General features: G+C 73.6%; 14 protein-coding genes. 12 read left to right on the forward strand and 2 right to left on the reverse strand.

Going from position 1 to position 18,696, the window contains the following annotated elements:
• The first annotated feature begins 120 nt into the window (after positions 1–120).
• Positions 121–2,421 (forward strand): sodium-translocating pyrophosphatase, encoded by a 2,301-nt coding sequence (locus APR03_RS04330; protein ID WP_253833121.1) that lies wholly within the window; start codon positions 121–123, stop codon positions 2,419–2,421.
• A 99-nt stretch (positions 2,422–2,520) separates the two neighbouring features.
• Here the strand turns inward: APR03_RS04330 and APR03_RS04335 are convergent, their stop codons facing one another.
• The gene (locus APR03_RS04335) at positions 2,521–3,099 is read right to left on the reverse strand and encodes a DinB family protein (RefSeq protein WP_253833123.1); all 579 of its coding nucleotides are present in this window, start codon (positions 3,097–3,099) and stop codon (positions 2,521–2,523) included.
• A gap of 220 nt (positions 3,100–3,319) precedes the next feature.
• Here APR03_RS04335 and APR03_RS04340 point away from each other — a divergent pair, with 220 nt between their 5' ends.
• From APR03_RS04340 to APR03_RS04375, 7 genes are all read left to right on the forward strand, one after another.
• Positions 3,320–4,933: a M20/M25/M40 family metallo-hydrolase gene (locus APR03_RS04340; RefSeq protein ID WP_253833125.1), complete on the forward strand. Its 1,614-nt coding sequence runs from the start codon at positions 3,320–3,322 to the stop codon at positions 4,931–4,933.
• Between the two features lie 67 nt (positions 4,934–5,000).
• On the forward strand, positions 5,001–5,333 hold the full coding sequence (locus APR03_RS04345) for a CD225/dispanin family protein (protein WP_253833127.1): 333 nt from the start codon (positions 5,001–5,003) through the stop codon (positions 5,331–5,333).
• 91 nt (positions 5,334–5,424) lie between these two features.
• Entirely contained in the window at positions 5,425–6,675 is a 1,251-nt protein-coding gene (locus tag APR03_RS04350; RefSeq protein WP_253833129.1) for a hypothetical protein, read from the forward strand.
• 37 nt (positions 6,676–6,712) lie between these two features.
• Positions 6,713–8,296, forward strand: a complete 1,584-nt coding sequence (locus APR03_RS04355) for a DUF7059 domain-containing protein (RefSeq protein WP_253833131.1) — start codon at positions 6,713–6,715, stop codon at positions 8,294–8,296.
• Between the two features lie 151 nt (positions 8,297–8,447).
• Positions 8,448–9,389, forward strand: coding sequence for a LysR family transcriptional regulator (locus APR03_RS04360; protein WP_253833133.1), 942 nt, complete (start codon positions 8,448–8,450; stop codon positions 9,387–9,389).
• Between the two features lie 163 nt (positions 9,390–9,552).
• Positions 9,553–10,674: a S1 family peptidase gene (locus APR03_RS04365; protein WP_253833135.1), complete on the forward strand. Its 1,122-nt coding sequence runs from the start codon at positions 9,553–9,555 to the stop codon at positions 10,672–10,674.
• 166 nt (positions 10,675–10,840) lie between these two features.
• On the forward strand, positions 10,841–12,292 hold the full coding sequence (locus tag APR03_RS04375) for a S1 family peptidase (RefSeq protein WP_275977088.1): 1,452 nt from the start codon (positions 10,841–10,843) through the stop codon (positions 12,290–12,292).
• A gap of 63 nt (positions 12,293–12,355) precedes the next feature.
• Here the strand turns inward: APR03_RS04375 and APR03_RS04380 are convergent, their stop codons facing one another.
• Positions 12,356–13,228, reverse strand: a complete 873-nt coding sequence (locus APR03_RS04380; protein WP_253833137.1) for a phosphatase PAP2 family protein — start codon at positions 13,226–13,228, stop codon at positions 12,356–12,358.
• Between the two features lie 182 nt (positions 13,229–13,410).
• Here APR03_RS04380 and topA point away from each other — a divergent pair, with 182 nt between their 5' ends.
• The 4 genes from topA to APR03_RS04400 all read left to right on the forward strand — a co-directional run bounded on the left by topA (position 13,411) and on the right by APR03_RS04400 (position 18,564).
• Complete coding sequence (topA, locus tag APR03_RS04385) at positions 13,411–16,191, forward strand: type I DNA topoisomerase (protein ID WP_253833139.1); 2,781 nt, start codon at positions 13,411–13,413, stop codon at positions 16,189–16,191.
• Between the two features lie 93 nt (positions 16,192–16,284).
• The gene (locus APR03_RS04390) at positions 16,285–16,686 is read left to right on the forward strand and encodes a pyridoxamine 5'-phosphate oxidase family protein (RefSeq protein WP_253833141.1); all 402 of its coding nucleotides are present in this window, start codon (positions 16,285–16,287) and stop codon (positions 16,684–16,686) included.
• A 43-nt stretch (positions 16,687–16,729) separates the two neighbouring features.
• Positions 16,730–17,431 (forward strand): dTMP kinase, encoded by a 702-nt coding sequence (gene tmk / locus APR03_RS04395; protein ID WP_253833143.1) that lies wholly within the window; start codon positions 16,730–16,732, stop codon positions 17,429–17,431.
• Positions 17,428–18,564 carry a DNA polymerase III subunit delta' gene (locus APR03_RS04400; protein WP_253833145.1) on the forward strand — a complete coding sequence of 379 codons (1,137 nt, stop codon included), beginning with the start codon at positions 17,428–17,430 and terminating at the stop codon, positions 18,562–18,564. The genes tmk and APR03_RS04400 overlap by 4 nt, the downstream gene beginning before the upstream one ends.
• Positions 18,565–18,696 lie beyond the last annotated feature (132 nt).

Here is an 18,696-nt window from a genome sequence, read left to right on the forward strand (position 1 = left end):
GGGTAGACTCTGCTTCTTCCCGCCATCGACGTTGCCGGCGGGGCGCATCAGCCTCGTGCTGGTCATGGGGGTACAAACACGTCTGGGGGAGATCTCCCCGGAGCTCGTCGAGGAGGACGGATGCCCGAAGATATTGTTTTCGGCGCAGGGAGCTACACCACGGTGGCGGTGATCGCCCTCATCGCGGCGGCCGCCCTGGGGTGCGCGCTCGTGCTGCGCCGGCAGGTGCTCGCGGCACCTGACGGAACCGCGAAGATGCAGGACATCGGCCAGGCCGTGCAGGAGGGCGCATCCGCCTACCTGAGACGACAGCTCCGCACCCTGGTGCTGTTCGCCGCGGTCGTGTTCGCGCTGCTCTTCCTGCTGCCGGGCGACGGCGGCGTGCGGGTCGGGCGCTCGGTGGCGTTCGTGTTCGGCGCCGGGTTCTCCGCGGCGATCGGCTACCTGGGCATGTGGCTCGCGGTGCGGGCGAACGTCCGGGTCGCCTCGGCCGCGACCCGGCCCGGCGGCCGGGCCGAGGGCGCGCGCATCGCGTTCCGCACCGGCGGTGTGGTCGGCATGTCCGTGGTGGGCCTGGGCCTGCTGGGCGCCGCGCTCGTCGTGCTGGTGTACGACGTCGACGCGCCCGCCGTGCTGGAGGGCTTCGGCTTCGGTGCCGCGCTGCTGGCCATGTTCATGCGGGTCGGCGGCGGCATCTTCACCAAGGCGGCCGACGTGGGCGCCGACCTGGTCGGCAAGGTCGAGCAGGGCATCCCTGAGGACGACCCCCGGAACGCGGCCACCATCGCGGACAACGTGGGCGACAACGTCGGCGACTGCGCCGGCATGGCGGCCGACCTCTTCGAGTCCTACGCCGTGACCCTCGTGGCCGCCCTCATCCTGGGCAAGGCCGCGATGGGCGAGCAGGGCCTCGTGTTCCCGCTCATCGTCACCGCGATCGGCGCGTTCGTGGCCCTGCTGGGCGTGTTCATCACCCGCGTGCGCGGGAACGAGAGCGGCCTCGCAGCGATCAACCGCGGGTTCTACATCTCGGCCGTCGTGGGCGCGCTGCTGGCCGGCGTGGCTGCCTTCGTCTACCTGCCGTCGTCGTTCGACCAGCTCACCGGCACGGCCGACCTCTCCGAGGTGACCGCCGACCCGCGGGTCGTCTCCGCGCTCGCCGTGCTCATCGGCGTGGTGCTCGCGGGCGTCATCCTGTGGGTCACCGGCTACTTCACGGGCACCGACAAGAAGCCGACGCTGCACGTGGCCGAGACGTCCCGCACGGGCGCGGCGACCGTCGTGCTGTCCGGCATCGGCGTGGGCTTCGAGTCCGCCGTCTACACGGCCGGCATCATCGCCGCCGCCATCTGCGGCGTGTTCCTGCTGGCCGGCGGCTCGATCTCGCTGGCGATCTTCCTGGTGGCGCTGGCCGGCTGCGGCCTGCTCACCACGGTGGGCGTCATCGTCGCCATGGACACGTTCGGACCGGTCAGCGACAACGCCCAGGGCATCGCCGAGATGTCGGGCGACGTCGACGAGGAGGGCGCGCAGATCCTCACCGACCTGGACGCCGTCGGCAACACGACCAAGGCCATCACCAAGGGCATCGCCATCGCGACGGCCGTGCTCGCCGCCACCGCGCTGTTCGGCTCCTACGCCGATGCCGTGTCGCACGCGCTGGCGCAGGTGGGCGACGTGGGCAGCGGGCTCGTGACGTCGATGCTCAGCTACGAGATCATCTCGCCGGTCACGCTCGTGGGCGTCATCCTCGGCGGGGCCACGGTGTTCCTGTTCTCCGGCCTGGCGATCGACGCCGTGACGCGCGCCGCCGGCGCCATCGTGTTCGAGGTGCGCCGCCAGTTCCGCGAGCACCCGGGCATCATGACGTTCGACGAGCGCCCCGAGTACGGCAAGGTCGTCGACATCTGCACCCGCGACTCGCTGCGCGAGCTCGTCACCCCGGGCCTGCTGGCCGCGTTCGCGCCGATCGCGGTGGGCTTCGGGCTCGGCGTCGGCCCGCTGGCCGGGTTCCTGGCCGGCGCCATCGGCACGGGCGTGCTCATGGCGATCTTCCTGGCGAACTCGGGCGGCGCCTGGGACAACGCGAAGAAGATCGTCGAGGACGGCAAGTTCGGCGGCAAGGGCTCCGACGCGCACGCCGCGACGGTCATCGGCGACACCGTGGGCGACCCGTTCAAGGACACCGCGGGCCCGGCAATCAACCCGCTCATCAAGGTGATGAACCTGGTGGCGCTGCTGATCGCCCCCGCGGTGGTGGCGATCAGCGTGCCGGCGGACGCCAACCACGCGCTCCGCATCGGCATCGCGCTGGTGGCGGCGGCCGTGGCGTTCGGCGCCGTGGTGTGGTCCCGTGTGCGCGCGACCCGCGTGGACGCCGCCCAGGAGGCGGAGCAGGCCAGGGCCCAGGCCTCGGTCTGACCCCGCCCGCCGGCAGGCGGTCCGCTTCCAGAACGACCTCGGGTACCGAGTCCGGCCGGACTAGGTACCCGAGGTCGTTCTCGTGGGTCGGGGTCCGCGTCACTGACCGACGCGGCCGTCGATGCACTCACGGAGCAGGTCGGCGTGGCCCACGTGGCGGGCGTACTCCTCGACCATGTGCACGAGCACGTCACGCACCGGGATCTGGTCGCCGCGTCGCGTGACGGTCGCGCCCAGCCCGTCCTCGGGCAGCGTCTCCATCCAGGCGTCGGCGTCCCGGACCTCGCGCCGCCAGCTCTCCCACGCGTCCGCGACGACGGCGGGGTCCGCGACGGCACCGTCGAAGTCCGCGTCGGGCCGGTCCTCGGACTTGCCGAACAGGCGCGGCAGCTCCTCCCGTCCCTGGAGCACGCGCTGGAACCAGCTCTGCTCGACGTGGGCCAGGTGCCGCACGAGCCCGAGCAGCGACATGGTCGACGGCGGCACCGAGCGGCGCGCCATCTGCTCGGCGTCGAGCCCGTCGCACTTCATCTCCAGCGTCAGACGGTAGTGCTTGAGGTAGTTCCAGAGGGTCTCCTTCTCGCCGACCGGGTCGGCCAGCACCTCGCGCGGATCGTCGTCGGGGTCCGTCCACATGTCGGGGTAGACCGTGGCCCGGCTCCAGCGTTCAGTCGTCATGCCCACAGTGGACCCGCGTCCTCGCCCGAGGTCAACGGCAACGACGGCGTGGCGCGGGCCGTCGGGCGCGAGCGGGCTGTATCCGGCAAAATGGGCAGGCATACACCGCATCCGGGGTATGTGGAAAAGGCAGTGCGACCGCTATCGTCTGCGGTGTTGTGCTATCGAGTGCCCCGACGCAGGAGCCCCTCGGGGCAGACCCGGATCAGGAGAAGGTCCCGTGAGTGCCGACATCGACCCGACCGAGGCGATCCCGCAGGTCACGGCGGAGATGATCGCGAAGGCAGCCGCCCGGCCGGCACCACCGGCGCCGCCCGCCCCGCCCGTCGAGCCCGCCGGCGGCGCGGCCCCCCGGACGGCACGCGCGGCCTCGGCGCAGGCGCCCGTCCCCGAGCAGCCCGCGGCGCCCGACGCCGTGCTGCCCGACCGGCCCGGGGCGTCGTCGTTCACGTCCTCCGAGCCGTACGGCGACGGGCACGCCGCCGCCGGGCACATCGCGGCCGCGCACCTGTCCTCGCTCGTGCAGATCCCCACGGTGTCGTCCTGGGACCCCGAGGACCTCGACCACGAGTCGTTCGCACGGCACCGTGCGGCACTGGCGACCTTCTACCCGCGGGTGCACGCGCTGCAGAGCGAGCCCGTGGGTGAGCACGGCCTGCTGTTCCGCTGGCCGGGCCGCGGGCGTCAGGACGTGCTGCACCCCTTCCCCGTGGTGCTGATGGCGCACCAGGACGTGGCGCCGGTCCAGGAGACCGACTGGCCGACCAACCCCTTCTCGGGCGAGATCCGCGACGGGGTGGTGCACGGCCGCGGCACGCTCGACGACAAGGGCGGGCTCGTCGCCGTGCTGGACGCCGTGGAGACGCTGCTCGGCGACGGCTTCGTGCCCGAGCGGGACGTCTGGCTCTTCTTCGGCGCCGACCAGGAGGTCGGCGGGCAGTCCGCGGAGCGCGCCGTCCGGCGGCTGTACGAGCTGGGCGTGCGGCCGTGGCTCGTGGTCGACCAGGGCAGCGGCGTCGTGACCGACCTCGTCCCGGGCAGCGACCGTCAGGTGGCCCTCGTCGGCGTGGCCGAGAAGGGGCGGGTGGGCATCGACCTGGTCACCACCGACGTCGGCGGGCACGGGGCCACCCCCGGCCGGCAGACGGCGACCGGGCGCCTGGGCCGCGCCGTCGCGCGGGTGAGCCGGCACCGGTTCGCCGCCCGGGTCAGCCCCCCGACGGCTGCCCTCCTGGAGCGCGTGGCGCCCGGGGCGAAGGGTTTCCAGGGCGCGCTCCTGCGGGTCGCGACCCGGCTGACTTCCGGCCCGTTCGGGAAGGCCGCCGCCTGGCTGGTCGCGCGGGGCGGGCCCGAGGCCTTCGCCGCCGTGCGCACCACCGCGGCGGTCACCGAGCTCGAGGGCAGCGCGGGCCCCACCGTCGCGGCGACGTCGGCCCGCGCCCACCTGGACGTCCGGGTCGCGCTCGGCGAGACGGTGGAGCGCACCGTCGCGCGTCTGCGGCGCGTCGTGGGGGACAAGCAGGTCGAGATCGAGGTCGCGACGAGCAGCGAGCCCAGCGAGGTCTCGCCGTCGGACGGGCAGCAGTTCACGCTCCTCGGCGAGGCGATCGGTGCCGCGTACCCCGACGCGGTGGTGGTGCCCTCGGTGCTGCTCTCCTCGTCCGACGCGCGCACCTTCACCCCCATCAGCGACCACGTCTACCGGTTCAGCCCGTTCCTCATGACGCGTGAGCAGCGGCGGTCGGTGCACGGTGCCGGTGAACGACTGAGTGTCGATTCCCTGGGTCGCGGAGTGCATTTCTATCGCGAGGTGCTGCGCAAGATCCCGGGCTGACCTGCGCATTCAACAAATCGCCGAAATTGGACTAAGTTCTCCCTTTACACCAGTGAAGGGGACGTCCATGAGCAGCTCTGCCACGCCGCCGGCCGTGCCGGGCGGGGACCGCGGACCCGTGCACGTCAACGTCCACACCTACCCGGCGCAGCTCCAGTACCCGCCGCGGACCTACCTGCTGTTCTCGGTGCTGGTGACGATCTTCTTCTTCTTTCCGACCGGAATCGTCGCACTGGTGAACGCGCTGCGCGTCAACGGCCTCTGGAAGTCGGGGCAGCACGACAAAGCGCGGAAAGCCTCTCGGCGGGCGCGCAACTGGGGTCTGCTCACGCTCGCGATCGGTCTGGTCGCCATGCTGGCGGTCGTGTTCTGGGCCAGCATCAGCTACTTGAGCCGATAGACGGCCGGGTAGAGACTTCACCCGTGGATCGTCGGCTATCACACGATCGCCCTTCCTGTCCTCCCAGTGGTTGCGGGTAAAGTTCGCGGCTATGAGTGCGACACGGCGCAAGGGCTCACGGGGTGGTCGTGCTGCGTCCCGCGCCGGCGGTCCCCCGGCGTCCAACGCGCTCACCTGGGCGGAGAGCCTCGCGTCGGGTGAGTCGGCCCCCGGCGCCAGCGCGCTGGAGTGGGCGGAGGGCCTGGCGGCGAAGGAGCCGGCACCCAGCCCGTGGGGCAGTGCGGGCGCCGCGGCGCCCGTGACCCCGCCGAGCCCGGCGGAGGGCGACGGTGGATCGCCGTGGGGGCCGATCCCTGCCCCCGCTGTGGCCGACCCGGCCGAGGACGGCGACGCCAACCCCTGGGGGTCCGTCGCCGCGACCGAGCCGGCGCTGCCCCGGGGCCGGGGCAAGAACGCCGGCGGCAAGAGCGGGAAGTCGGGGAAGTCGGGCGGCCGGTCGGGCAAGTCGCGCGCCAAGGGCAAGGGCGCGCGGTCCGGCGCCAAGGGCGCCCCGAAGAGCGGCGCCGACGTCGCGCCCACGCCCGCCGGCGGCTTCCCGCTGAACATCGGCCCGGTGACCGAGGCCGACGGCGCGGACCGGGCGGACGACGTCGCGCCTGCCCTTCCGATGCCCGGCGACGGGCCCGACGCCCTGCCCGACGCGGCGCCCGCCCTGCCGGACGTGCCCGGCGGGACCGACGGGGATCCCGCCGCGCCCGCCGCGGGCCGGGCCGCCGAGCGGCCCGGCGGGAAGAGCTCCGGCGGCACCCGCCCCCGGGGTCGCCTGGCAGCCCCGGACACCGCGCAGCAGAAGCGCATCAAGAAGACGCTCCGCCGGGGCCTGCCCAAGCTCCTGGACAAGCCCCTCGTGCTCGTCTCGGCGGGCGTCACGGCGGCCCTGCTGGGCCTGGGCACCGGCTGGGCCACGAGCCTCGCCGGCGGCGGGGGCGAGCTCTCGGCCGCCGACGCCGCGTCGTGCGCCCAGACCCAGATGGCGTGGACGCAGGCCGCCAACGCGCAGTCGGCGATGGTCGCGGACCAGCCCGAGACGCTCCGCAAGGGGTTCATCAACGCCCGCAACGCGCTGGAGGGCGTGACGCCGCCCGAGGCCATCGCCGAGGACTGGGCGGTCGCCTTCACCTACTACTCGACGGTCGCGAACAACATCGAGAAGGTGAAGCCGAACGACGGACCCGCCGTGGCCTCCGCCGTCGGCGGCGCGCAGCAGGAGCTGGACACCGACGCGATGGTGGCGGCGTCCCAGCGGGTGCAGGAGTACGTGGCGTCCAACTGCCGGGGCTAGCGCGACCCGGGCCCGGTTCTGCGGGCAGGATGGGCTCGTGCAGCCTCCCGTGACCGACCCCGCGCTCGTCGCCTCGCTCCGCTCCGACCTGGTCTCCGGCTCCTACGACGTCGACGGCGTCGAGGACCTCCTCGGACCGCTGGCCGCGGCCGCCCTGCACCGGGAGCAGGCCCTGCCGGCCCGCCGGGCGGTGGCCGCGGCGGTGGCGGGCGTCGCGCCGTCCGACCACGACCCGCGCGCCACGCTGGCCGCGCTGTTCCTCCTGGGCCTGCCCGTGCCGCGCGCCGCGCTCGACCGGGCGCTGCCGGCCACCGGGTCCTCCGGTGCCGCCCGGCTCGGCCTGGTCACCGCCCAGGGCGAGGGGGCGGACGACGAGGTGCGCGCCACCGCCGACCTGCGCCCGTACTCGTCCGCCGACGCGCTCGGCGACGCCCGCTGGTGGCTGGCCTCCGACCTGGGCGAGCTGGCCACCGGCGACCGCCTCGCCACCGACCACGTGCTCGGCGCCGGAGGGGCCTCCCTCACGCTGGCGCAGGTCACCGTGCGCACCCCGACCGGCCGCGTGCTCGACCTCGGCACCGGGTGCGGCATCCAGGCGCTGCACGCGGCTCGGCACGCGCAGCGTGTGGTCGCCACCGACATCTCGCGCCGGGCCCTGGCGTTCGCGCGCCTCAACGTCGCGCTCAACGCGCTGGCCGACGCGGACGTCGAGCTGCGCGAGGGATCCATGCTCGACCCGGTGGCGGGCGAGCGGTTCGACCTCGTGGTCTCCAACCCGCCGTTCGTCATCACGCCGCACGCCGGTGCCGCCGGGCAGGCCGTCGCCGACGCGCTGGGCGACTACGAGTACCGCGACGGCGGCCGGGCGGGCGACGACCTGGTGCGCGACCTGGTGCTCGGCGTCGGCGACGTGCTGGCGCCGGGTGGCGTGGCGCAGCTCCTGGGCAACTGGGAGCACCGCAGGGGCGAGCCGTGGACGGAGCGCGTGGGCGCCTGGCTCGACCAGGCCGGCCTGGACGGCTGGATCATCCAGCGCGAGGTGCTGGACCCCGCCGAGTACGCGGAGACCTGGATCCGCGACGGCGGAACGACGCCCGACCGGGAGCCCGGGGCCTGGGCCGCGGCGTACGGTGCGTGGCTCGACGACTTCGCGAGCCGGGACGTCGAGGCGGTCGGCTTCGGCATCGTCACGCTGCGCCGCCCGGAGGCGGGGGAGCCCACGCTCCGCCGCCTCGAGGAGCACACCGGCTCGGTGCGCCAGCCGCTCGGGGCACACATCGCCCGCAGCCTGGCGGGGCACGACTGGCTCGCGGCCCGCGACGACGCCGCCCTGGCCGCCGCGCGGCTGGTCACGGCCGCCGACGTGACCGAGGAGCGCTACCTGACCCCCGGCGCGGCCGACCCGAACGTCGTGATCGTGCGGCAGGGTGACGGGCTCGGCCGCGGCATCCAGGCGTCCAGCCCGCTGGCCGCCCTGGTCGGCGCGTGCGACGGCGAGCTCACCGTGGGACAGATCGTCGGTGCGCTCGCCGCGCTGTTCGAGGTGCCCGCCGACGCCCTGGCGGCCGAGCTGCTGCCGGCCGTCCGTGGCCTGGTCCGGGACGGTTTCCTGGCGGAGTGACGTGCCGGTGTCGGAACCCCTGTACCCGGGTGCACCGCGGCGGCACGTTCGTTTCCGGGACGTAACGGTCAGGCGGGTGAACCGATAAATTCTGGTCGGAACCGAGACATCCGCCGATATGACAGTTATTTTCCAACGTGTGGAACTCGACATGCGGCACTTGAAGATGGTCGTCGCCGTTGCCGAGTCGGGCAGCGTCACCAAGGCGGCCGCTGCCCTCGGCATCGCGCAGCCGGCGTTGACGGCGCAGCTGAACCGCATCGACCGGTCGCTGGGCGGCAACGTGTTCGTCCGCGACCGCTTCGGCGCGCGCCCGACGGAGCTCGGCGACCTGATCCTCCGGCACGCCCGCGTGCTCCTGCCCGCGATGGCGGCCCTGGCGGACGACGCGGAGCGGCTCGTCAACGGCGACGTCGCGCGCGGCGAGACGGTCCGGGTCGGCATCACCGGCACGTCGCTCGGCGGCCTGTTCGTGAACCAGCTGCACATCGCCATCCCCGGCGCCGAGGTCACCACGGCCATGCCCCACCTGGCCGACGACGTGGCGTCCCGGCTGACCCGCGGCACCATCGACGTCGGCCTGGTCGGGATGTGCTCCGACGTCTCGCCGCCGTCGGCGGGCGAGGTGGCGTGGACCCGGGTCTGCACCGACCCCATGTTCGTGCTGATCGACGAGCACCACCCGTACGCGGGCAAGCCCGAGGTCTCGTTGACCGAGCTCGCCGAGGAGCAGTGGCTCTGCGTGCCCTCGCACAGCTGCCTCGAGGAGTGCTTCGTGTCGGCGTGCGTGCGGGCGGGGTTCACGCCGCGCGGCATGGGCGAGGCGGAGTGGACCACCGCCGTCGACCAGGTGCGGGCGGGGCGGGCGGTGGCGCTCGTGGAGCCCGGCCAGCTGGACCCACCGGGGGCCGTGACGGTGCCGCTCGCGGGGGCGCCGCTGCGCCGCACCCACTACCTCGGCTGGCGGCACGACGCCGACCTGCGCGTGGACCTGGAGGCCGTCGAGGGTGCGGCCCACCGCGCGCACCGGGACGCCGTGCGCCGCAGCCCGCAGTACGAGCAGTGGCTCGCGATGTACGGCATGCTCGCTTGACCCGCCAGCTCGGCGCGCCGGGTGTGGTTTGCCCTCCATAGGAAATATGTATGACCTGAGTGTGATCTGGGCGTGACGACCGACTCCTCCTACGGTGGGCGAGCGGGTGAAAAATCACCTGTGGGTGGAACTTCACCCTCTCCTACCTGAGGAGTCGCAGGAGATGAGACGCACTTCCCTCCGGGGCGTCGCCGTGGCAACCGCCACCGTGGGCCTCTTTGCCGGCACCATCAACGCCGTTGCTGCCGGGTCCACCGACGCCGAGTCCGCCGCCGCGGGCTACACGCCCGGCCTGGTCGCCGCGATGGAGCGCGACCTGGGCCTGACCACCGCCGAGGCCGTGGACCGCCTCGCGGTCCAGGAGGCGCTGGCCGCCACGCAGCACGGTCTGGAGAAGTCGCTCGGTGCGTCGTACGCCGGCGCCTGGCTCGAGGGCGCGGACGCCCTGCACGTCGCCGTGACCGACTCCGCACGGGCGGCCGCCGTCCGCGCGGCGGGAGCGACCCCGGTCGTCGTCGACAGCTCGCTCGCGGCGCTGGACGCCTGGACGGCCGACCTGGACGGCGCGCTGTCGTCGTCCGACGTGACCTCGTACCACGTGGACGTGGAGACCAACGAGATCGTCATCGACGTGGTCGAGGGCGCGACGGCCGACGTGCGGGCCGACGTGGCAGCGGCGGGCGTGCCCGCCTCCGCCGTCTCGCTGCGGCAGGCGACGGAGCGCCCGCGCACCTTCGCCGACGTGATCGGCGGGGAGGCGTACTTCATCGACGGCTCCGCGCGCTGCTCGGTCGGCTTCGCGGTCACCGGCGGCTTCGTCTCGGCCGGGCACTGCGGCTCGGTCGGCTCCTCGGCGAGCGAGCCCTCGGGCACGTTCGAGGTCTCGGAGTTCCCGGGCAGCGACTACAGCTACGTCTCGGTCGACTCGGACACCCCGGTGGGTGTGGTCGACGACTGGAACGGCGGCACGGTCGCCGTCGAGGGCTCCTCGCCTGCCGCCGTCGGCGCCTCCGTGTGCCGCTCCGGCTCCACGACCGGCTGGCACTGCGGCACCATCGAGGCGCTGAACGCCACGGTGAACTACGCCGAGGGCAGCGTCTCCGGCCTCATCCAGACCGACGTCTGCGCCGAGCCGGGCGACTCGGGCGGCTCGCTGCTCGCCGGCTCGCAGGCCCAGGGCATGACCTCCGGCGGCAGCGGCAACTGCTCCTCCGGCGGCCAGACGTTCTTCCAGCCCGTCGGTGAGGCGCTGAGCGCGGCCGGCGTGTCCCTGCTGACCAGCTGACCGACCCCGCAGGTGGGCGGGTAGGGGCTTCCCCTACCCGCCCTTTCGGCTTGTCCGCATATTGCCCCGATATGGCCTAAACGGTATCTGGGAGTTACCTGGGAGCGACCCTACGCTGTCCGGCACTGGGTGAATCCATTGCCCCGACGACAAGGAGTCGCTGGACATGAGACGCACATCCTTCAGAGCAGTCACCGTGGCCACCGCCGCCGCGACGCTCCTCGCCGCAGGCATGACCGCCGCCACCGCAGGCACCGCGGCCCGTTCCGACACCTCCGAGGCGTCCCGGTACGCGCCGGGCATGGTCGCCGCGATGGAGCGCGACCTCGGCCTCACCACCGCGCAGGCCGTGGACCGCCTGCGCACCGACGAGGCCCTGTCGGCCACGCAGCACACCCTCGCCAAGACCCTCGACGCGCGGTACGCGGGCGCCTGGGTCGAGGGCGACGAGCTGTTCGTCGCCGTGACCGACACGGCAGGGGCCGCGAAGGTCCGCGCCGCCGGTGCCAACGCCGTCACCGTCGGCCGGTCGCTCGAGCGTCTCGACCGGATCGCCACCCAGGCCTACCGGGCGGCCGCCGGCTCGAAGGTCGCGGGCGCCTACGTGGACGTCGAGTCCAACACCGTGGTCGTCGAGGTCGCGGAGGGTTCCCGGGCCGACGTCGTCTCCGCCGTCCGTCAGGCCGGCGTCCCGGCGGGCTCCGTGTCCGTGGTCGAGGTCGCCCAGATGCCGCGCACCTTCATCAACGTGATCGGCGGCAACGCCTACTACATCGGCGGCGGCCGCTGCTCGGTCGGCTTCTCCGCCACGGGCGGCTTCGTCACGGCGGGTCACTGCGGCTCGCGCGGGGCCACGACCACCTCGCCCAGCGGCACCTTCCAGGTCTCCTCGTTCCCCGGCAACGACTACGCCTACGTGAACACGGGCTCCGACGACACCCTGATCGGCGCCGTGAACAACTACAGCGGCGGCACGGTCAACGTCGCGGGCTCGACCCCGGCCGCCGTCGGCGCCACGGTCTGCCGCTCCGGCTCCACGACCGGCTGGCACTGCGGCACCATCCAGGCGCTCAACGCCTCGGTCACCTACGCCGAGGGCACCGTGAGCGGCCTGATCCGCACCAACGTGTGCGCCGAGCCGGGTGACTCGGGCGGCTCGCTGCTCGCGGGCAGCCAGGCCCAGGGCATGACGTCGGGCGGCAGCGGCAACTGCCGCTCGGGCGGCACCACCTACTTCCAGCCGGTGAACGAGGCGCTGAGCGCCGCGGGCGTCTCGCTCATCACGAACGGTGGCGGCAGCACGCCCACGGGCTGCTCGGGCGAGGAGTCGGCGTTCAGCGGCTCGCTGAGCTCGGGCGCCCAGGCCGCCGAGCCGGGCACCTCCGGGTTCTCCTCGGGCTCCGGCACCATCACGGGCTGCCTCGACGGCCCGAGCGGCACCGACTTCGACCTGTACCTGCAGAAGGTCAGCGGCGGCTCGTGGGTCACCGTCGCGCAGGGCATCACCACCTCGCCCGACGAGCGCGTGAGCTACTCGGGCACGTCCGGCACCTACCGCTGGGTCGTGCGCGCCTACTCCGGTTCCGGCTCGTACACGGGCGGCTGGTCCACCCCGTGACGGCAGGCCGGGCGTGCGGGTCGCCGGCGCGACCCGCACGCCCGGCCGGTCGGCCAGGAAAGATCAGGGCCGTGCCGTCGACTGCCGGACCACGAGCAGCACGGCGAACGCCACCGCCGTCACCGCGACCACGCCGAGCAGCCCGCCCATGTAGGCCGTGAGGTCGCCGCCCACGGGCAGGCCCCAGCGGTAGCCGAGCACGCCGCCGAGCGCGCCGGCGGCGAGGACGCCGGCGCCCGCGCCGCCGAGCAGCAGCAGGCCGGCGGTCGCGGCGGTGCCCGCACCCGCGCCGGCCTGGGCGGTGTCGTCGAGCGAGGACGGCATGCCGAGGGCGGACACCCCGGCACCCCAGGCGAGCACCACGAGCACGGCGGCGACGACGTCGGACGGCCGGTGCCACTGCCCGACCAGCGTCGAGATGCCGGTGGCGCCCGTGTAGGCGGCCCCCGCCAGCGCCACGAGCGGCCGCCAGCGGCGGGGCACGGCGATCAGGAGCGCCGCCGCGACCGACGCGGCGACCGTGGTGTGCCCGCTCGGCAGGGTGTTGACGTCGGCGCGGGGCACGTCGAGCAGCGGCGGGCGCCCGAGCACGAGGTGCTTGAGCACCTGCGTGGTGAGGTTGGCGCCCACGACCAGGACCGCGACCTGTGCCGCGAGCCACCAGCGCCCACGGGCCAGCGCGACGACGACCGCCGCGCCCACGCCCAGGACGACGAACGTGGCGGACACCACATCGAGCACCGGCTCGGCGAGGTCCCAGAGCACGCCCTGCCCGCGGACGGCACCGTCGAGCGCGAGCTGGTCGGCGCGCTGGCCGCGGCCCGACGTGACGAAGACGTCCCACGTCGACCACACGCCCCACAGCGCCAGCAGCGCGACGGCCGCTGCGGTGACGCGGGGCCGCAGCCGTGGCGCGGGAAGGGTACGGTCCGTCATGGGCCCACCGTAAGGGACCGGCCTGAAGAGATCCCACAGGCGAAATCACCACGGTCATGTGAAAGCACGGGGCAACCCGATGTCAGCCGGATAGGGTGCGATCCGTCGCGCCTGGCGTACCGTGAACTCTCCAACGCCACTCGGCGCACCACCCCAGACCCGCAGGAAGCAGGCAGGACCGGATGTCCCAGGCACGCAAGCTCGTGATCGTGGAGTCGCCCACGAAGGCTCGAAAGATCCAGAGCTACCTCGGCGACGACTACGAGGTCGAGGCGAGCGTCGGGCACATCCGCGACCTCCCGCAGCCCAAGGACCTGCCCGCGGAGATGAAGAAGGGCCCGTACGGCAAGTTCGCCGTGGACGTGGACAACGGGTTCGACCCGTACTACGTGGTGCACGCGGACAAGAAGAAGAAGGTCAGCGAGCTGCGCAAGGCGCTCAAGGACGCCGACGAGCTCTTCCTCGCCACCGACGAGGACCGCGAGGGCGAGGCCATCGCGTGGCACCTGATCCAGGAGCTCAAGCCCAAGGTCCCCGTCAAGCGCATGGTGTTCCACGAGATCACGCGGGACGCGATCCTCCGCGCGCTGGAGAACACCCGCGAGCTGGACCAGGACCTCGTCGACGCGCAGGAGACGCGGCGCATCCTCGACCGCCTGTACGGCTACGAGGTCTCGCCGGTGCTGTGGCGCAAGGTGCGCCAGGGCCTGTCCGCGGGCCGCGTCCAGTCCGTGGCGACGCGCCTCGTCGTGGAGCGGGAGCGCGAGCGCATGGCGTTCGTGCCCGCCGACTACTGGGACGTCGCGGGCACCTTCGCGGTGGCGGACGACGGCCAGCCCACCTTCCGCGCGCGCCTCACCCAGCTCGCCGGCGACAAGGTCGCCTCGGGCCGTGACTTCGACGACCGGGGCCGGCTCAAGGTCCGCACGGGCGTGGTCCAGCTCGACGAGGCGACGGCGAACGCCGTCGTCGCGGGGCTGCAGGCGGCCGACTTCTCGGTCCGCAGCCTGGAGACCAAGCCCTACACGCGGCGCCCCGCCGCGCCGTTCACCACCTCCACGATGCAGCAGGAGGCGGGCCGAAAGCTGCGGATGTCGTCGCGCCAGGCGATGCGCACCGCGCAGGCCCTGTACGAGAACGGCTACATCACCTACATGCGCACCGACAGCCCCTCGCTGTCGAAGGAGGCGACCGACGCCGCCCGCCGGCAGGCCGCCGAGCTGTACGGCCCCGAGTACGTGCCGGGTGCGCCGCGGCTGTACCAGTCCAAGTCCAAGGGCGCCCAGGAGGCGCACGAGGCCATCCGCCCGGCGGGCGACTCGTTCCGCACCCCGGCGCAGGTCGCCGGCGAGCTGAGCGGCGACCAGTTCCGCCTGTACGAGCTGATCTGGAAGCGCACGGTCGCGTCCCAGATGGCCGACGCCAAGGGGTCGACGGCGTCCGTGCGGCTCGGTGCGGTCGTCGTCGGGGGTGCGCGGGGCGGCGACGAGGCGGTGTTCTCGGCGTCGGGCACGGTCATCTCGTTCCGCGGCTTCCTGGCCGCGTACGAGGAGGGCGCCGACGCCGACAGCGAGGCCGAGGGCGCCGCTGCGGCCAAGGAGACCCGCCTGCCGACGATGGCCGAGGGCGACGCCCTGACCGGGACCGACCTGGCGGCCGACGGCCACTCCACGACGCCGCCCGCCCGCTACACCGAGGCCTCGCTGGTCAAGGCGCTGGAGGAGCGCGGCATCGGCCGCCCGTCCACGTACGCCGCCACGATCTCGACCATCCAGGACCGCGGGTACGTCGTGACGCGCGGCCAGGCGCTCGTGCCCACGTGGCTCGCCTTCGCGGTGGTCCGCCTGCTGGAGGAGCACTTCGACCGGCTCGTCGACTACGACTTCACGGCCACGATGGAAGCCGACCTCGACCAGATCGCCGCGGGCTCCCGCGAGCGGGTGGCCTGGCTCAAGGAGTTCTACTTCGGCGAGGCCGAGGGCAACCTCGGCACGTCCGACGAGCTCGGCGTGGACAGCGACGGCGGCGGCCTGCGCGCGCTCGTGGAGAACCTCGGCGAGATCGACGCCGCGGCCGTCAACTCGGTGGACATCGGCGAGGGCATCCGCGTGCGCGTGGGCCGGTACGGCCCGTACGTCGAGGACCTCGCGGCCGAGGTGGAGGAGGGCAAGAACCCGCCGCGCGCCTCGGTGCCCGACGACATCGCGCCCGACGAGCTGACCGTGGAGAAGGCGCGCGAGCTGCTCGCCGCGGGGGCGGACGACGGCCGCGTGCTGGGCACCCACCCCGAGTCGGGCAACCCCGTCGTCGCGAAGAACGGCCGGTACGGCCCCTACGTGACCGAGCAGCTGCCCGAGCCCGACCTGGACCCGGACCTGTCGGCCGCGGCGCGCAAGCGCGCCCTGGCCGCGCTGCCCAAGCCGCGGACGGCGTCGCTGCTCAAGACGCAGTCCCTGGACTCGGTGACGCTCGAGGACGCGCTGCAGCTCATGTCGCTGCCGCGGGTCGTGGGCGTGGACCCCGAGTCGGGCGACGAGATCACCGCGCAGAACGGCCGCTACGGCCCGTATCTCAAGAAGGGCACGGACTCGCGCACGCTGCCGTCCGAGGAGGCCATCTTCACGGTCACCCTCGACGAGGCGCTCGAGATCTACAAGCAGCCCAAGCGCGGGCGCGGGCGGACGGCGACGCCGCCGCTGCGCGAGCTGGGCGACGACCCGAACAGCGGCAAGCCGATCCAGGTCAAGGACGGCCGGTTCGGCCCGTACGTGACCGACGGCGAGACCAACCGCACCCTGCCGCGGGACCTCACGCCCGAGACGGTCACCGCCGAGCGGGCCATCGAGCTGCTCGCCGAGAAGCGCGCCCAGGGCCCGGCCAAGAAGCGCACCACGCGGACGACGACGAAGAAGGCCCCCGCGAAGAAGCCCGCCGCCAAGAAGGCGTCGACGGCCAAGAAGTGACGACGTGTCGGACGCCCAGGTCACCCGGGTGACCTGGGCGTCCGACACGTCACAAGGCGGGCGGCGCCGGCCCGACGGGCGCACGATGAGTACATGGACGCCAACGAGCAGAGCATCACGGCGATGACCGAGGACGAGTGCTGGGAGTTCCTCTCGATGCAGCCGATCGGGCGGCTGGGCACGGCCGTCGGCGGGGAGCCCGAGATCTTCCCGCTCAACTTCGCCGTCGCGGACCGGACCATCTACTTCCACACGATCCCCGGCACCAAGGTCGCCGAGGTGGCGATCAACGAGAAGGTCGCCTTCGAGGTGGACCAGTGGGGTCCGGAGATCGCGTACAGCGTGGTGGTGAAGGGCACGGCCGAGATCCTGGAGACCGACGCCGACATCGCGGCCGCCGAGGCCACGAACCTGATCAGCTACCTGGAGGACACCCGGGACACGTGGGTGCGCATCACGCCGGCCCACGTGACGGGCCGCCGGCTGCGCCGGTGAGGGCGCCGCTGAAGATGTCGGTGGTCGCGGTTAGTGTTGCGGCGTGAACGCACCGGGCTACTTCATCTCCTTCGAGGGCGGCGAGGGCGTCGGCAAGTCGACGCAGGCGCGCCTCCTCGGCGACTGGCTGGCCGGCCTGACCGGCCGCGAGGTCGTGCTGACGCGCGAGCCCGGTGGCACCGCGCTCGGCGAGGAGCTGCGGGCCGCCGTGATGCACGGGCAGGACATGGGCCCGCGGGCCGAGGCGCTCATCTACGCCGCCGACCGCGCCCACCACGTCGAGACCGTCGTGCGCCCCACGCTGGAGCGGGGCGGCATCGTGGTCACCGACCGCTACCTCGACTCGTCGGTGGCCTACCAGTCCGGCGGCCGGGACCTGCCCGCGCACGAGGTCGAGCACATCTCGCTCTGGGCCGCCCGCGGCCTGCGCCCGGACGTCACCGTGCTGCTGGACCTCGAGCCGGGGTACGCGGTGCAGCGTCGTGCCGCCGCGGAGGGCAAGGGCGGGCTGGACCGCCTCGAGCGCGCGGGCCTGGACTTCCACACCCGCGTGCGGAACACCTTCCTGGAGCGTGCGGCGGCCGACCCGGACCGCTGGGTGGTCATCGACGCGGCGGCGTCGATCGAGGACATCCAGGCGCAGGTCCGGGTGGACGTCGCGGTCCGGCTCGGCCTCACCCCGGTGGTGGTCGAGGCCACGGGCATCGAGGGGCCGGGCTCCGACCCGGAGGAGGACGCGTCGTGACGGTCTGGGACGACGTCGTCGGGCAGGAGTCCGCCGTCGCCACGCTCCAGGCCGCCGTGGCGAACCCGGCCGCGATGACGCACGCGTGGCTGGTGACGGGGCCGCCCGGCTCCGGGCGGTCGGTGGCCGCGCGGGCCTTCGCGGCCGCGCTCCAGTGCCCGCAGGGCGGCTGCGGCGTCTGCCAGGCGTGCACCACGACGATGGCGGGCACCCACCCCGACGTCACGCTCCTGGCCACCGAGAAGGTGGTCATCACGATCGACGAGGTGCGGGACCTGATCACGACGGCGTCGCGGTCGCCGTCCGGCGGGCGGTGGCGCGTCATCATCGTCGAGGACGCCGACCGCATGGCGGAGCGCAGCACCAACGTGCTCCTCAAGACCATCGAGGAGCCGCCCCCGCACACCGTGTGGGTGCTCTGCGCGCCCTCGGTCCAGGACGTGCTGCCGACCATCCGCTCGCGCTGCCGCGGTGTCGTGCTGCGCGTGCCGCCGCCGCAGGCCGTGGCCGACCTGCTGGTGCGGCGGGACGGCGCCGACCCGGCGGTCGCGCTGAGCGCGGCCCGGGCGGCGCAGAGTCATGTCGGCCTCGCACGGCGCCTGGCGCGCGACGCCGGGGCGCGTGAGCGACGTACCGCCGTGCTGAGCATCGCGCGGCGCATCCGTGGCGTCGGCGACGCGGTGATCGCGGCGGGGGAGCTCGTCGAGGTGGCCAAGGCGGAGGCGACGTCGGCCACGCAGGAGCGTGACGCGGCCGAGAAGGCGGAGCTGCTGCGGACCCTCGGCGTGGCCGACGGCGAGACGCTGCCGCCGCGCCTGCGCTCCCAGCTCAAGCAGCTCGAGGACGACCAGAAGCGGCGCGCCACGCGGCACCAGCGCGACGTGCTCGACCGCGCCATGGTCGACCTGCTGTCCCTGTACCGGGACGTGCTGGTGGTGCAGCTCGGCGCGGAGGTGGAGCTCGTGAACGCGGAGCTCGCCGACACGGTGCGCTCGCTCGCCGCCGACTCCACCCCGGAGCAGACCGTCCGCCGCATGGACTCGATCGGCGTGGCCCGCACCCGTCTGGGCGGCAACGTGGCGCCGCTGCTCGCGCTCGAGGCGATGGCCATCGCGCTGCGGCCCCAGGGGTGACGCGCCCCCTGTGAAGATTTCGCGCGGGTGATATCTAACCACCGAGGCACATTGTCCCGATTGCCGTCCCTGGCTAGAGTGCAGGGCGCCCCCAGAGCACTTCCATCCAACAAGGAGTCCACCAGACGATGA

The sequence above is a fragment of the Promicromonospora thailandica genome (genome assembly GCF_024171955.1).
Taxonomy (GTDB): Bacteria; Actinomycetota; Actinomycetes; order Actinomycetales; family Cellulomonadaceae; genus Promicromonospora; species Promicromonospora thailandica.